The following is a 13,809-nucleotide window of genomic DNA, read 5'->3' as shown; positions in this document are numbered from 1 at the left end:
CGCGCTGCTACCCTTTCAGCATCTGCGCCACTTCGGGCGCGAAATAGGTCAAGATGCCGTCGCAGCCGGCACGCTTGAAGGCGAGCAGCGATTCCAGCATCGCCTTTTCGCCATCGATCCAGCCATTGGCGCCTGCCGCCTTGATCATCGAATATTCGCCCGACACCTGGTAGGCGAAGGTCGGCATCTGGAATTCGTCCTTCAGCCTGCGGATGATGTCGAGATAGGGCAGGCCGGGCTTGACCATCAGCATGTCGGCGCCCTCGGCGATGTCCTGCTCGGCCTCGCGCACCGCCTCGTCCGAATTGGCGTGGTCGATGTAATAGGTCTTCTTGTCGCCCTTGAGCAGGCCGGCGGTGCCGACCGCCTCGCGATAGGGGCCGTAGAAGGCCGAGGCGAACTTGGTCGCATAGGACATGATCGCCACGTCCTGAAAGCCGTTGGCGTCGAGCGCGTCGCGGATGGCGCCGATGCGGCCGTCCATCATGTCGGACGGCGCGATGATGTCGGCGCCTGCCGCGGCCTGGATGACGGCCGCCGCCGCGACCTGTTCCACCGTTTCGTCGTTGACGATGATGCCGTCGCGCAGGATGCCGTCATGGCCATGGCTGGTGAACGGGTCGAGCGCGGCGTCAGTGATGATGCCGATTTCGGGCACCGCGTCCTTTATGGCGCGGGTGGCGCGGTTGATGATGTTTTCCGGGTCGAGGATGTGCGAGCCGGTCTGGTCGCGTAAGGCCAGTTCGACATTGGGGAAGGTGGCGAGGGCCGGAATGCCGAGCTTGGCCGCGCGTTCGGCCTCCTTGACGGCAAGATCGACCGACAGGCGGAAGACGCCGGGCATGGCGGCGATCGGTTCGCGCACATCCTTGCCCTCGACGACGAAGATCGGCCAGATCAAATCGTCGACCGAAAGCCGGTTCTCCTGCACCAGACGGCGTGACCAGTCGGCCTTGCGCATGCGGCGCAAGCGGCGGCTGCCGGTGATGTCGTCGACGCTGCGCGCGCCGGCTGGCTTGGTCGGGGTGAATCTGTTCATTGCCAAAACTCTCGGCCAAAACTCTCGTTCGGCGGCTTTTACCACGAGCCCTTGCCACTGACCAATGCGACACGATTGTGCCAGGCCGAAGCCGCCGCCTTATCAGGGCTGGCCATTGCCAGAAAGAATCTGTGCCGCGCCCTTGATTGCCACGCGGAACGCCTCGTCGAAGCTGACACCGCGTATTTGCCAGTCATAGGTTTTGCCATCAATCGCAAGCCACCAGTCTACTGTCCAGCCCAAGTCCTTGTCGCGCCACTGGATGTTGCCGAAAAGGAGTGGTCGGCCGCCAAGGGTTCTTGCATCGCCGCCCAGCAGTTCAGGCGAGGTGGCCATGGCCCTTACCTCCTCGAAAATGAAGCCACCCTTGGTGAGCGTAGCCTTGTCTGGAATGACGATCGACATCGCCATAGGCCGGGCAGCCGCCTCCAACGAGTCTCGCATATAGGGGCTTTCGTCCCCATCGCTCGCGAGTACGAATCCGCGCCCCGCGCGTTCCACCGCCAGGAGTATCGACAGCGTCGGTCGAGCGCCAAGCCAGGGCTTGCTGCCGAGCGAAGCCAGCAGCTTGTTGACCGTGGCAGGCTTGTAGAGACAGGTCAGGTCATGCGGCCGGTCGTGCGTGCCTTGCTCGTCATGGATCGGAATGCCCTCCATCCGATCGTGATAGCGGAACGAATCGACGAAGCTGCCGGCCTTGTCGCGCAGTTCAGCCATTTCGGGTCTCTCAAGCAGCCGCCGATCGCCTGAAACCCTGACCAGAACCCGGTCCAGGCAGTCCCTGAAGCCTATCTGGCGGTTCACCTCGCCCTGACCGGTGACGATGGTCTGCGACTGGTAGAGCTCGTCGAGCGTGACGGCGAATGCAGCGTGCGGCCCAAAAAAGGTGGCAATCACAAGCCCGACCGTCAAAAGCGCGGCACGAACAGATCCGGACATGGCCAGCGGTCCCCGAAGCCGTCTGCGCGCGCAATATCGACGCTTCGCCTGCAACGGCGGCGATCTTGTAGCACCGGCCACGGCCGTCCGCCAAGGTCGCGGGAACAGACTGCTGCCATTGACGCACCCATGCGCCGCCTTTAGCACTTCAGTCCCGCAGGCGCGGGGGAGGGATTCTCTGGCGATGGATTTTGGCGGCGGCGACGAGATCCGCTTCGAGCGGCTGGGCCGGGCCGGCGTCATCACACTGACGCGGCCGCAGGCGCTCAATGCCGTCACCCATCGCATGGTCAAGGCGCTGGACAAGGCCCTGCGTGCTTGGGAGCGCGACGACGGTGTGGATGTCGTCCTCGTCAAGGCCGAGGGCAGGGCATTTTCGGCCGGAGGCGACATCCTGCACATCTATGAGGCCGGCCGGGCCGGAAAGCCGCCGGTCGAGTTCTTTGCCGACGAGTACCGGCTGAACGCCCGCATCAACAGCTTCAAGAAGCCCTATGTGGCGCTCATCGACGGCATCGTCATGGGTGGCGGCGTCGGCATTTCCTTTCACGGCTCGCACCGGGTGATGACCGAGAATGCCCAGTTCGCCATGCCGGAGGTCGGCATAGGCTTTTTCCCGGATGTCGGCGCCAGCCATCTGCTGTCGGACCTTGGCGGCTCTTTCGGCATGTATCTGGCCTTGACCGGCAACCGCATCCGCTATGGCGACGCGCTGTGGTCGGGGCTGGCCACCCACGCCATCAAGGCCGAAGACCAGGCAAGCTTTCTTGATCGACTGGCGCTGACCGGCGATCCGGAATCGGTGCTGCCCGGTTTCTTCGTCCGGGCAAAGCGGGAGACCGACAGGCCGACGCTGGAAGCGATATCGCGCCATTTTGCCCAGCCATCGCTGCAGGATGTTGTGGACAGCCTGGACCGTGCATCGGGCACCGACGAATTCGCGGCAAAGACGCTGGCGACGATGCGCATGCGCTCGCCAACCAGCCTTCGCGTCGCCTGGCGGCAGATCAGCGCCGGGCAGACCTTGTCGATGGACGACTGCATGAAGATGGAATTCCGCATCCTCAACCGCATGCTTGCCGGCCACGATTTCTACGAAGGCATCCGTGCCGCCATCATCGACAAGGGATCGAAGCCGCAATGGCGGCCGGCAACGCTCGATGCGGTCGGCGAGGCGGATGTCGCGGCCTACTTCGCCCCGCTCGGCGAACGGGAACTTCCGGCATGAGCGAGGTGACGTCGAGACGCGTCGTGCTTCAACCCTCGACGGTCGAGGTGATCTTCGCCTGGTTCCAGCGTGTCATCGCGGGCTACTGCCTGCTGTTCGGCATCCTCTACTGGATCAAGCTGATCGGCTTCTATCCGGGCTCGCTCTGGCGCTTCGACCTGATGCCCGTACACTGGCAGGTGGCGGCGGTGATGCTCGCCGTGTTTTTCCCTTTCGCCGCGGCCGGGCTGTGGATGCTGGCCTCGTGGGGCCCGGTGATCTGGTTCATCTGCGCGGTCACCGAGACCGTGATGTATGCCGGCTTTCCCGAACTTTTCGGCCATCGGTTGCTGATTGTCGTCTCGCATGCGGCGGTGGCGCTGCTCTACATCGTCTTTCGCGTCGTCATCTGGCTCCAGAAACGCCCTGTCCGGCACTAAGCCGTTGAGGGCATTGGCGACTTGGCAAACGCCCGGATTGAACCCTGCGATAAGTGCCTAAGCCTTTAGGTTAATTATCCTTGCTCGGGTGACCGTTCGTTAAGCCTCTTTCGAAACCTCTTACCGGTAAGCTCTTGTTAGCCCTAGCGTTTAAGTCGAATTTTATGAGTATTCGATAGTGTCGCGATCAAGGTGAAAAACAAAAAATCACCAGGGCGACAAACGAGAGGCAAAGACAATGATCAATTCGCGTCCGGCGGCGAAGACCGCCAACGTATCCGACGATCGCCGCGAGGCTATCCGTTCCCTGTACATGGAATCGCTGCAGCTCGTCGAGCGGCTGCACCGCCGCCTGCTTGACGTCATCAAGGACGAATTCGACCGCAACGGCCGTTCCGACATCAACGCCATCCAGGCGCTGCTGCTGTTCAACATCGGCAATTCCGAGCTGACCGCCGGCGAGCTTCGCTCGCGTGGCTATTATCTCGGCTCGAACGTCTCCTACAATCTGAAGAAGCTGGTCGATCTCGGCTTCATCAACCACCAGCGCTCGCGTATCGACCGCCGTTCGGTCCGCGTCTCGCTGACGCCGAAGGGCAACGAGGTGGCTGATGTCGTCGCCGGTCTCTACGAGCGCCATGTCGGCTCGATCGAGCAGGTCGGCGGCATCAACACCGACGAGTTCAAGCAGATGAACCGCGCCTTGCAGCGGCTCGACCGCTTCTGGAACGACACCATCGCCTACCGGATGTAAGCCATCCCTATTGGATCTGGCCCACGCCATAGAAGCGCGGCCGACATAGCGACCTTCAGTCAGGGCCGGTGCCGAAAAGCACCGGTCTTTTCTTTTCGCCACGCCGGGCGGCCCAAATTGGGCGCAAGGCCACGTTGCCGCCATATTCCAATGGAACCGAGGGTGGCAGTGATGCTGTCGTCAAGACCATGCGTCCACCCGCAACCGTATCGCGCCTCGTGCGTTTCTAGCCAACGTGATACGGGCCATGGTTGGCTAATTGTTAAGATTGCCAATTTTAGAGTGCGGGCGAGATCGCCCGATGACCGACGCAGCAAGTGATCGAACCGCTACCTATGTATCGAACCGCTACCTATGTCTGGAACGTCCATGAGAACCAGCCGCCGTTTTTTCCTTTCCGGAGCCTCCGCGCTCGCCGCCGCCGCCATGGTGGCTGGCCGTGCGAACGCGCAGGATGTGATCGGGGATATCCTGAAATCCTCGGCCCGCGGCAATTGGGATGACCAGTTCGACGCCCGCGCCAGCGAAGGCGGCAAGGTGGCTTCGACGCTACCGATCTTCAGCCCGCAGACCGTTGCGTTCACGGAGCAGGCGGTCGCGCAATATCAGAACATCGTCGGGCAGGGTGGCTGGGTAGACGTTCCCGCGACCAAGAAACTGCAACTCGGCGTCGATGACCCGGATGTGGTGCCGCTGCGCAAGCGCCTGATGATTGCAGGCGACCTGTCGCAGAGCGCCGGCATTTCGACGGCCTTCGATTCCTATGTCGACTCGGCGGTCAAGCGCTTCCAGTTGCGCCATGGTCTGCCCGCTGACGGCTCTATGGGCAAATACACCTACGCCGCGATGAACGTTTCGGCGCAAATCCGGCTCGGCCAGTTGCAGACCAATCTGCAACGGTTGAAGGAGAAGGCCGGCACGCTCGGCAACCGCTATGTGCTGGTCGACATTCCGGCGGCGCAGGTCGAAGCTGTCGAGAATGACCGCGTCGTGCTTCGCCACACGGCTATCGTCGGCAAGATCGATCGCCAGACGCCGATCGTCAATTCCAAGATCAACGAGATCATCGTCAATCCGTACTGGAACGCGCCGGTCTCGATCGTGCGCAAGGACATCATTCCGTTGATGCGGAAGGATCCCAATTATCTCAAGAACAGCCACATCCGCCTGTTCGCGCCGGATGGCAGCGAAGTCGATCCGATGAACGTGGACTGGTCGACCGACGACGCCGCCAAGTACCGGTTCCGCCAGGATCCCGGTTCGGAAAACGCCATGGCGTCGGTCAAGATCAATTTCCCGAGCCCGGACGGCGTCTACATGCACGACACGCCGCAGCAGAGCCTGTTCGGCAAGATGATGCGCTTCGATTCCTCTGGCTGCGTGCGCGTCCAGAACGTGCGCGACCTCGTCACCTGGGTCCTGCGCGACACGCCCGGCTGGGATCGCCAGCATTTCGAGGCGGCGATCAAGACCGGCCAGAACACGCCGATCCAGGTCACCAACCCGGTGCCGGTGCACTTCCTCTATCTCTCGGCCTGGTCGACCGGACCCGGCGTCGTCCAGTTTCGCGACGACGTCTACGCGCTCGATGGCGCCAGCGAGTTGCAGATCACTTCTTCGCTCTAAGCATCTGATGATGCTAACGAAAGGCCGCTCAAAGGGCGGCCTTTTTTGTTTTGTGCGGGCGTTAAATCAGCCGCTGATTGACCAGCCGCGCCACCGCTTGTGCGCGATTGACGGCGCCAAGCTTGCGCCTGGCATTGTCGACATGGAAGCGCACCGTCGCTTCGGCAATGCCCAGAATGACCGAGATTTCCCAATCCGTCTTGCCTTCGGCGACCAACGCCAGGCTGTCGCGTTCGCGCACCGTCAGCCGGACGGCAGCGGCGGGCGGCGGCGTCGTCAGGCTCATCAGCCTTTCCGTCAGCACGAGGCCGGCCATCTGGATGGCAAAGCTCTCGTCTGCCGTGAAGTCACGTTCGTGAAAGCCGAGATGCAGCGAGGCTATGGCGCCGTCGGCGCCATAGGAGGTGGAGCATAGCGCGTCATTGATCCCGGCCTCGCCGAGCGCTTCCCAGTAAACGCCGAACTCAGCGCGGCCGCGCGGGGCAAAGTCGGAGAAGCGGTAGCGCGTGCGGCTTTCGCGGATCGCGCCCAGCAAAGGGTTGCACTCGAAGCAGACATAGTCGAATGCCGGGCTGCCCGGCCAGTCCGCCGGCGCCAGCCGCGTGATGAAGCCGCCGGCCGCCCAATGGCTGGCGGAGGTCAGCGTTGCTGACGGCCTTCGATAGAGGCGGGTCTGCAGATAGGAAGCGCCGAAGGTTTCCATCGCCGCGAAATAACCGGTGCTTGCGCCCTCGGCCGTCTTCGCCGCCAATGCCGGTTCGGCATGTGCCATGATCCGTGACAGCATCGATCGAACCCCCGCTCGTGAGCCGTAACGCAGCGTCGCACGGCCGAGTATGACCCGCAAGGCCGACAACTGGCGACAGCCGTCTGTCAACCCCGCGCTATCGGGAGGTTGATGCTGGACTATGCTCGCGTATCCACAAAAGCATCGGCGCTGGCTTCCGGCATTTCATGCCCGAGTGTTTTGGACATTGGCGCTCTGCATACGCACGTCGACCGCGGGGGCCGGCGTGTGGCCGGCCACCTGGTGCCTCCAGGCAGCCTTGCGCTGACTCCAGGTGCCGGCCTTTTTCCGACATCGGCGTCTTGCCGGCCACTCGGTCTTTTGTCCTCTCGGCCATCGCTTCGCCAGCGCTGTCTGGACCTGGCGCCGATGATTGCGCATGGTCCGGCAAACAGCCGGAATCGAGCCATGCAAACCGCCATCTTCATCCTCGTCGTGCTCGTCTTCGTCGCCGTTTCCGGCGCGCTGGTGCGGCTGGTGCGGGTGCCGCTGCCGGTCCTGCAGATCGCGATAGGCGCCGCGCTCGCCTGGCCGGTGCGCGGCATCCATGTCGAGATCGATCCGGAACTGTTCCTGCTGGTGTTCATTCCGCCACTGCTGTTCAGCGACGCTTTCGGCGCGCCCAAGCGCGAGCTGATGGCATTGCGTGGGCCGATCCTCGACCTTGCCATCGGCCTCGTCTTCTTCACCATCGTCGGCTTCGGCTATGCCTTGCACTGGCTGGTGCCGAGCATTCCGCTGGTGGTTGCCTTCGCGCTAGCGGCAGTGCTGTCGCCGACCGATGCGGTGGCAGTCTCCTCGATCGTCGACAGGAACGTCGTTCCGGCGCGGCTGATGCACATTCTGGAAGGCGAGTCGCTGCTCAACGATGCGTCGGGCCTGGTCATGTTCCGCTTTGCCGTGGCGGCGGCATTGACCGGCAGCTTTTCCTTTGCCGCCGCCTCGCTGAGTTTCCTCTATGCCGTGGCGGTCGGCATCCTGGCCGGCGTGGCGGCCTTGTTCGTCGCCGCCAAGGCGCTGCAACTCTTGAACCGCATTGGTGGCGTGCCGGCCGAGGCGCAGGTACTGATCACCATCCTGCTGCCCTTCGTCGCCTATCTCGGCGCCGAGCATTTCGGGGCCTCGGGCATCCTGGCGGCGGTGACCGCCGGCCTGCTGACCGGGAGCACCGGCATATTCCGCTTTCTCGGCGTCTCGGCGCGCATGCAGACGATCTCGCTGTGGACGACGTTTTCCTTCGTCTTCAACGGCGCGCTGTTCATCGTGCTCGGCCTGCAGCTTCCCGAAATCATCCGCAAGGTGCCGCCGGAACTCACGGGTCACTATCCGATCATCCAACCGGTGCTGACGGTGGTGGCGCTGACGGTCTGCCTGATCGCGCTCCGCTTCGTCTGGATCTGGATTGGCGACGTCACGGCGGGGATAGCGGCGAGGCTCGGCAAGCGCGAGGCCGAGCCGTTCGGCCTGCGTGTGCGGCTCGCCGGATCGGTGGCCGGCGTGCGCGGCGCGATCACGCTGGCCGGCATATTGTCGCTGCCGCTGGTCTTGCAGGACGGCTCGCCATTTCCGGCACGCGACCTGGTCATCTTCCTCGCCGCCGGCGTCATCATCTGCTCCCTGCTGATCGCCAGCCTTGCCTTGCCGGTGATTGCGCGCGGCCTGGTCGAGCCGGGCGAGGATGCAGGTGCTGCCGAGGAGCGCCGGGCGCGTGTCGGCGCTGCCAATGCGGCGATCGTCCGCATCGAGAGCATGGCGGGCAGCAGCGACGACGACGGCGAGGTGCCCGGCGCCAGACTTGTCGCCGCCGAAAACATCGTCGCCGGCTACCGGCGCCGCATCGCCACCTCCGACGAGGCCGATGAAGCCCGAGCCGAGGCGCGCGAGGCCGGGCGGGCGGAGCTCGAAATGCGACTTGCCGGCATCGAGGCCGAACGCACTGCGGTGCGCGCCATGCTTCAGCGCGGCGAGATCAACGATCACACGGCGCGAGCGTTGTTCACAGAGATCACCCTGACGGAGGCCCTTTTGAACGGCAGGCAGACGCGGAAATAGGACCGGCGATGCCCAGGGGCTGTGGATTTGCAGGCTCTGCCGCAAACCGGCCAGCAAATTTCGCGCTGCAAACGTGGCGGGTCGAAAACAACTGTGTTAATGGCGCGGCAATGCATGTCGCCCAAAGCTGTGCAGCGGTTTTGGGGCAACGATATGCATAAGCAAATTGCCCCCGAACCGAGGATTTCAGGCCATGGCAACAGCAGCGGCAGTGTCGAACAAATTCGAATCCTTCTTCGAAACCACGCTGGAAGACGCCGATCCGGAGATTTTCGGCGCCATCCGCAACGAACTCGGTCGCCAGCGCCACGAGATCGAGCTGATCGCTTCGGAGAACATCGTTTCTCGCGCGGTTCTCGAGGCGCAGGGATCGATCATGACCAACAAATATGCCGAGGGCTATCCGGGCAAGCGCTACTATGGCGGCTGCCAGTTCGTCGACGTGGCCGAGGAACTGGCCATCGAGCGGGCGAAGAAGCTGTTCGGCTGCAATTTCGCCAACGTCCAGCCGAATTCCGGCAGCCAGATGAACCAGGCGGTGTTCCTGGCGCTGCTGCAGCCCGGCGACACCTTCATGGGCCTCGACCTCAATTCCGGTGGCCATCTCACCCACGGCTCGCCGGTCAATATGAGCGGCAAGTGGTTCAAGGTCGTCTCCTATGGCGTGCGCAAGGAAGACCATCTGCTCGACATGGACGCGATCGAGAAGACCGCGCATGAGACCAAGCCGAAGCTGATCCTGGCCGGCGGCACCGCCTATTCGCGCATCTGGGACTGGAAGCGCTTTCGCGAGATCGCGGATGCGGTCGGCGCCTATCTGATGGTCGACATGGCCCACATCGCCGGCCTCGTCGCCGGCGGCGTGCATCCGTCGCCGCTGCCGCATGCACACGTGGTGACGACCACCACGCACAAGTCGCTGCGCGGCCCGCGCGGCGGCATGATCCTGTGCAATGACGAGGACATCGCCAAGAAGATGAACTCGGCCGTGTTCCCCGGCCTGCAAGGCGGCCCGCTGATGCATGTCATCGCCGCCAAGGCGGTGGCCTTCGGCGAAGCGCTGAAGCCGAGCTTCAAGGTCTATGCGGAGAGTGTGGCCGCCAACGCCAAGGCGCTGGCTTCGAGCCTCAAGGAGACGGGCCTCGACATCGTCTCCGGCGGCACCGACAACCATCTGATGCTGGTTGACCTGCGGCCGAAGAATGCCACCGGCAAGCGCGCCGAGGCAGCCCTTGGCCGCGCCAACATCACCTGCAACAAGAACGGCATCCCCTTCGATCCGGAAAAGCCCTTCGTCACCTCGGGCGTGCGCCTCGGCACGCCGGCCGGCACCACGCGCGGCTTCGGCCAGGCCGGGTTCCGCGAGATCGGCAAGCTGATCGCCGAAGTGCTGGATGGTCTCAAGGTCGCCAATTCAGACGAGGGCAATGCCGCGGTCGAAGCGGCGGTGAAAGCCAAGGTCGTGGCGCTGACCGATCGTTTTCCGCTCTATCCCTATCTCGGTTGACCATTCTCGATTGACCAGGCGCGAAGCGTCATCTTTTATTCGCCGGCACGGCGTCACCCCTGATCGGGTGACGCATGGAACTGGAGACTTAATGATGCGCAATTTTCGTCCCGCCTCACTCGGTGTCGGCGGCTGGCTGGCCGTTTGCGGGTCTGCCTTGGCGCAGACGCAGCCCGCCCCGGACACGCCTGCCACCAGCACCTTCGGCAAATGGACGACCATCGTCGATGTGCTCGACACCGGCCAGGATGCGAGCAAGACCTGTGCGGCTTCGACGGCGTTCTTCGATGCGAGCGGCAATTCGGGCACGCTGACCTTGTCGATCTCGACTGGCGATGCGCTGCCGCCTGATGCCTATCCGGCCATCATGCTTACCGTTGACAACAAGGAACTGCCGTCGGGCAAGAAGATCGCAGCGACGTTCGGCGATCCAGGCGTCAAGGTTTCGACGACAGTCTATTCCAACGATGCCGTCATCGGCCGCCCGAGCTGGACGGTCGACAATCAGGCCAAGACCAGTCTCGCCCTGCTGCGAGCCATGCGCCAGGTCATCTCGCTCGATGTGACTTTCGGCACGAACGTTGTCGCCAGCATCCCGATGGATGGTTTCACCAAGGCCTACCGCAGCCTCGGAACGTCCTGCGGCTTCCCGACCAAGGACGTCGCGCCGTGACGCTGACGGCCGGATCGGAATAGGGGGCGCGGATGGACATTGTCTGGAAGGGCGTGGTCGGCGGCCTGGTGACGGCGCTGATCGTCTGGGCGTCCAAGCGAGGCAATGTCTTGCCAGGGATACTGCCGCTGGCGCCGACCTTTGCCGTCATTGCCTTGCTCGCCGTGGGTGCCAAGGGAGATCCGAGCGGTTTTCGCGATGCCTGCCTTGCCGGGATGAAGACAATTCCCGCCTATCTTGCCTTCCTCGGCGCCTGCTGGTGGTTCATCGACAAGGTCGACTATCGCCTGGCTGTCGTCGGCGGCATCGCCGTCTGGCTGGTTGCCGCGCTGGCAATCTTCCTCGCGCCTCGCTATCTCTGAAGACACGGAACCGCTTCAATCCCGACCGGAAAGGCTCTAAGCCTTTCGCCCCACCAGATTCGCGAACCCAAGGCTTTTCATGCGCTGTCCCTATTGCCAGTCCGAAGATACGCAGGTGAAGGATTCGCGCCCCGCCGAGGACGGCGCGGCAATCCGCAGGCGGCGTGTCTGCCCCGATTGCGGCGGCCGTTTCACCACCTTCGAGCGCGTCCAGTTACGCGACCTCGTCGTGGTCAAGAAGTCAGGGCGAAAGGTGCCGTTCGACCGCGACAAGCTGCTGCGCTCGGTCGAGATCGCCGTGCGCAAGCGCAATGTCGATCCCGAGCGGATTGATCGCGCGGTGACCGGCATCGTGCGCCAGCTTGAAAGCTCCGGCGAGACCGAAGTGGCCTCCGGCGAGGTCGGCAAGCTGGTCATGGAAGCGCTGAAATCGCTCGACGACGTCGCCTATGTGCGCTTCGCCTCGGTCTACCGCAATTTCCGCGAGGCCAAGGACTTCCATGAGCTGCTGGGCGAACTGAAGGGCGACGAAGACAAGAGCAGTGAAGGGGAAGCGGGCTGAGCATGGCAGTATCGCAGCGTAGCGAGGCCGGACAGGCAGCCCTTGATCGCCGTTTCATGGCCGCGGCGCTGCGGCTGTCGCGCCGCAATGCCGGCAGGACCTCGACCAATCCTTCCGTGGGTACGGTGATCGTGCGCGACAACGGTGCTGGGCCGATGATCGTCGGCACCGGTGTCACCGCCGTCGGCGGCCGGCCGCATGCCGAAACCGAGGCGCTGGCCGAGGCCGGCGAACTCGCGCGGGGCGCCACGGCTTACGTCACTTTGGAACCTTGCGCTCATCACGGCCGCACCCCGCCTTGCGCCAACGCGCTGGTCAATGCCGGCATTGCGCGCGTCGTGGGGGCTGCCAGCGATCCCGATCCGCGCGTCTCTGGCAAGGGCTATGCCATCCTGCGCGCCGCCGGTGTCGAGGTCGTCGAGAAGGTTCTGGCGGGCGAAGCCGCCGAGCAGATGGCTGGTTATCTCATTCGGTCGCTCAGGAAGCGCCCGGAAGTGATTCTGAAGCTTGCGCTTTCCAGTGACGGCAAGATCGGCAGGGAAGGCGTCGGCCAGGTCGCTATTACAGGCGACATCGCCCGCCGCGAAGTCTACCTGATGCGGGCCGAGGCTGACGGCATCCTGATCGGCATCGGCACGGCGCTCGAGGATGATCCGGCGCTAACGGTCCGCTTGCCGGGCCTGGAGAACCGTTCGCCGGCACGCATCGTTCTCGACCGGCAGATCAGGCTGCCTGAGTCCTCGAAACTGGCCTCGGGCGTGGATCGCGTGCCGCTCTACGTCGCCGCTTGCCTGGAGGCCGATCCGCATCGGCGGGCCGCACTCGAACGCGCCGGCGTGCGCTTCATCGGCACCGAAACGCACGAAGGCGGAGTGGCGCTGCCGGAGTTGCTCGAGGATCTGGCGGCGCTCGGCATGGCAAGCGTGCTGGTCGAGGGCGGCGCCAAGGTGGCCAGCGCTTTCCTGGCCGATGGGCTGGTCGATCGTATCGTGCTGTTCCAGGGGCCGGAGGCGATCGGCGATGGCGGCATTGCATCGCCCATCGACGCCGACCATATCCCGGCAGGCTTTCGCAAGCTGCGCGAGATGCGCTTCGGCGAAGACAGCTACGCCGAGTGGGTAAGAGACCTCTAGACCATGATCCCGAAAAGTGGGACCCGGTTTTCGGACAAGGTCATGGTCAAAACGGGAAGATAGCATCGATGTTTACCGGAATTGTCACCGATATCGGCACCGTGGCGGCCGTCAAGCCGCTGAGCGAAGGCGTCGGCTTGCGCATCGACACCGCCTATGACCCCGGGACCATCGCCATTGGCGCCTCGATCTCCTGCGGCGGTGTGTGCCTGACGGTCACGGCTTTGCCCGACCATGGCTCTAACGCGCGCTGGTTCGAGGTCGAGGCCTGGGAAGAGGCCTTGCGGCTGACCACGGCCTCGATCTGGAAATCCGGCAGCAAGGTCAATCTCGAGCGGGCGCTGAAGATCGGCGACGAACTTGGCGGCCACATCGTTTCGGGCCATGTCGACGGCACCGCCGAGATCGTCGAGCGCAAGGACGAGGGCGATGCGGTGCGCTTCACGCTGGACGCGCCGCGCCATCTGGCGAAATTCATCGCGCCGAAAGGCTCCGTGGCGCTCGACGGCACCTCGCTTACCGTCAACAAGGTCGAGGGCACCCGCTTCGACGTGCTGCTGATCCACCACTCGCTGACCGTCACCACCTGGGGCGAGCGCAAGGCCGGCGACCGCGTCAATCTCGAGATCGACACCATGGCCCGCTACGCCGCGCGGCTGGCGGAGGCGGCGAAAGAGGGGCTTTGAGTCACTTGAATTTGCCGGCCATTGGCCGTACATTGCCTTCAG

At 63.8% G+C, this 13,809-nt stretch carries 14 protein-coding genes; 11 read left to right on the top strand and 3 right to left on the bottom strand.

The annotated features are described in order from the left end of the window. Nucleotides 1-7 precede the first annotated feature (7 nt). The gene (hemB, locus tag HGP13_RS24240; protein ID WP_172229675.1) at nt 8-1,039 is read right to left on the bottom strand and encodes a porphobilinogen synthase; all 1,032 of its coding nucleotides are present in this window, start codon (nt 1,037-1,039) and stop codon (nt 8-10) included. 102 nt (nt 1,040-1,141) lie between these two features. Next, nucleotides 1,142-1,978 carry a DUF2066 domain-containing protein gene (locus HGP13_RS24235; RefSeq protein ID WP_172229672.1) on the bottom strand — a complete coding sequence of 279 codons (837 nt, stop codon included), beginning with the start codon at nt 1,976-1,978 and terminating at the stop codon, nt 1,142-1,144. Nucleotides 1,979-2,162: 184 nt separating this feature from the next. Here HGP13_RS24235 and HGP13_RS24230 point away from each other — a divergent pair, with 184 nt between their 5' ends. From HGP13_RS24230 to HGP13_RS24215, 4 genes are all read left to right on the top strand, one after another. Beyond that, nucleotides 2,163-3,206 carry an enoyl-CoA hydratase/isomerase family protein gene (locus HGP13_RS24230; RefSeq protein WP_172229669.1) on the top strand — a complete coding sequence of 348 codons (1,044 nt, stop codon included), beginning with the start codon at nt 2,163-2,165 and terminating at the stop codon, nt 3,204-3,206. After that, nucleotides 3,203-3,625, top strand: coding sequence for a DUF6163 family protein (locus tag HGP13_RS24225; protein ID WP_115139495.1), 423 nt, complete (start codon nt 3,203-3,205; stop codon nt 3,623-3,625). The genes HGP13_RS24230 and HGP13_RS24225 overlap by 4 nt, the downstream gene beginning before the upstream one ends. 238 nt (nt 3,626-3,863) lie before the next feature. Then, nucleotides 3,864-4,379 (top strand): winged helix DNA-binding protein, encoded by a 516-nt coding sequence (locus HGP13_RS24220; protein WP_013896002.1) that lies wholly within the window; start codon nt 3,864-3,866, stop codon nt 4,377-4,379. Between the two features lie 369 nt (nt 4,380-4,748). Further along, nucleotides 4,749-6,005 (top strand): murein L,D-transpeptidase, encoded by a 1,257-nt coding sequence (locus HGP13_RS24215; protein ID WP_172229666.1) that lies wholly within the window; start codon nt 4,749-4,751, stop codon nt 6,003-6,005. A 61-nt stretch (nt 6,006-6,066) separates the two neighbouring features. On the opposite strand, the gene HGP13_RS38610 is transcribed toward HGP13_RS24215, so the two are convergent. Next, nucleotides 6,067-6,792, bottom strand: a complete 726-nt coding sequence (locus tag HGP13_RS38610; protein ID WP_172229663.1) for a helix-turn-helix transcriptional regulator — start codon at nt 6,790-6,792, stop codon at nt 6,067-6,069. Between the two features lie 408 nt (nt 6,793-7,200). Between HGP13_RS38610 and HGP13_RS24205 the strand changes: the two genes are divergently transcribed. The 7 genes from HGP13_RS24205 to HGP13_RS24175 all read left to right on the top strand — a co-directional run bounded on the left by HGP13_RS24205 (nt 7,201) and on the right by HGP13_RS24175 (nt 13,767). After that, on the top strand, nt 7,201-8,844 hold the full coding sequence (locus HGP13_RS24205) for a Na+/H+ antiporter (protein WP_172229661.1): 1,644 nt from the start codon (nt 7,201-7,203) through the stop codon (nt 8,842-8,844). Nucleotides 8,845-9,037: 193 nt separating this feature from the next. Next, nucleotides 9,038-10,351, top strand: coding sequence for a serine hydroxymethyltransferase (gene glyA / locus HGP13_RS24200; protein ID WP_172229659.1), 1,314 nt, complete (start codon nt 9,038-9,040; stop codon nt 10,349-10,351). A gap of 94 nt (nt 10,352-10,445) precedes the next feature. Then, nucleotides 10,446-11,024 (top strand): hypothetical protein, encoded by a 579-nt coding sequence (locus tag HGP13_RS24195; RefSeq protein ID WP_172234826.1) that lies wholly within the window; start codon nt 10,446-10,448, stop codon nt 11,022-11,024. A gap of 32 nt (nt 11,025-11,056) precedes the next feature. Then, a complete protein-coding gene (locus tag HGP13_RS24190; RefSeq protein ID WP_172229657.1) occupies nt 11,057-11,386 on the top strand; it encodes a GlpM family protein in 330 nt (109 codons plus the stop codon). Nucleotides 11,387-11,465: 79 nt separating this feature from the next. Continuing rightward, the gene (gene nrdR, locus HGP13_RS24185) at nt 11,466-11,948 is read left to right on the top strand and encodes a transcriptional regulator NrdR (RefSeq protein WP_172229655.1); all 483 of its coding nucleotides are present in this window, start codon (nt 11,466-11,468) and stop codon (nt 11,946-11,948) included. A gap of 2 nt (nt 11,949-11,950) precedes the next feature. Further along, nucleotides 11,951-13,081 carry a bifunctional diaminohydroxyphosphoribosylaminopyrimidine deaminase/5-amino-6-(5-phosphoribosylamino)uracil reductase RibD gene (gene ribD, locus HGP13_RS24180; protein WP_172229654.1) on the top strand — a complete coding sequence of 377 codons (1,131 nt, stop codon included), beginning with the start codon at nt 11,951-11,953 and terminating at the stop codon, nt 13,079-13,081. A 68-nt stretch (nt 13,082-13,149) separates the two neighbouring features. Beyond that, nucleotides 13,150-13,767 (top strand): riboflavin synthase, encoded by a 618-nt coding sequence (locus HGP13_RS24175; RefSeq protein ID WP_172229653.1) that lies wholly within the window; start codon nt 13,150-13,152, stop codon nt 13,765-13,767. Nucleotides 13,768-13,809 lie beyond the last annotated feature (42 nt).

This window comes from Mesorhizobium sp. NZP2077 (assembly GCF_013170805.1).
GTDB lineage: Bacteria > Pseudomonadota > Alphaproteobacteria > Rhizobiales > Rhizobiaceae > Mesorhizobium.
The sequence above is the reverse complement of the archived record's forward strand: the minus strand, read 5'-3'. Positions and strand labels throughout refer to the sequence as shown.

Bases quoted from the DNA above. Each gene is read 5' to 3' on its own strand.
- hemB (WP_172229675.1), bottom strand. From the start codon at position 1,039: ATGAACAGATTCACCCCGACCAAGCCAGCCGGCGCGCGCAGCGTCGAC.
- HGP13_RS24235 (WP_172229672.1), bottom strand. From the start codon at position 1,978: ATGTCCGGATCTGTTCGTGCCGCGCTTTTGACGGTCGGGCTTGTGATT.
- HGP13_RS24230 (WP_172229669.1), top strand. From the start codon at position 2,163: ATGGATTTTGGCGGCGGCGACGAGATCCGCTTCGAGCGGCTGGGCCGG.
- HGP13_RS24225 (WP_115139495.1), top strand. From the start codon at position 3,203: ATGAGCGAGGTGACGTCGAGACGCGTCGTGCTTCAACCCTCGACGGTC.
- HGP13_RS24220 (WP_013896002.1), top strand. From the start codon at position 3,864: ATGATCAATTCGCGTCCGGCGGCGAAGACCGCCAACGTATCCGACGAT.
- HGP13_RS24215 (WP_172229666.1), top strand. From the start codon at position 4,749: ATGAGAACCAGCCGCCGTTTTTTCCTTTCCGGAGCCTCCGCGCTCGCC.
- HGP13_RS38610 (WP_172229663.1), bottom strand. From the start codon at position 6,792: ATGCTGTCACGGATCATGGCACATGCCGAACCGGCATTGGCGGCGAAG.
- HGP13_RS24205 (WP_172229661.1), top strand. From the start codon at position 7,201: ATGCAAACCGCCATCTTCATCCTCGTCGTGCTCGTCTTCGTCGCCGTT.
- glyA (WP_172229659.1), top strand. From the start codon at position 9,038: ATGGCAACAGCAGCGGCAGTGTCGAACAAATTCGAATCCTTCTTCGAA.
- HGP13_RS24195 (WP_172234826.1), top strand. From the start codon at position 10,446: ATGCGCAATTTTCGTCCCGCCTCACTCGGTGTCGGCGGCTGGCTGGCC.
- HGP13_RS24190 (WP_172229657.1), top strand. From the start codon at position 11,057: ATGGACATTGTCTGGAAGGGCGTGGTCGGCGGCCTGGTGACGGCGCTG.
- nrdR (WP_172229655.1), top strand. From the start codon at position 11,466: ATGCGCTGTCCCTATTGCCAGTCCGAAGATACGCAGGTGAAGGATTCG.
- ribD (WP_172229654.1), top strand. From the start codon at position 11,951: ATGGCAGTATCGCAGCGTAGCGAGGCCGGACAGGCAGCCCTTGATCGC.
- HGP13_RS24175 (WP_172229653.1), top strand. From the start codon at position 13,150: ATGTTTACCGGAATTGTCACCGATATCGGCACCGTGGCGGCCGTCAAG.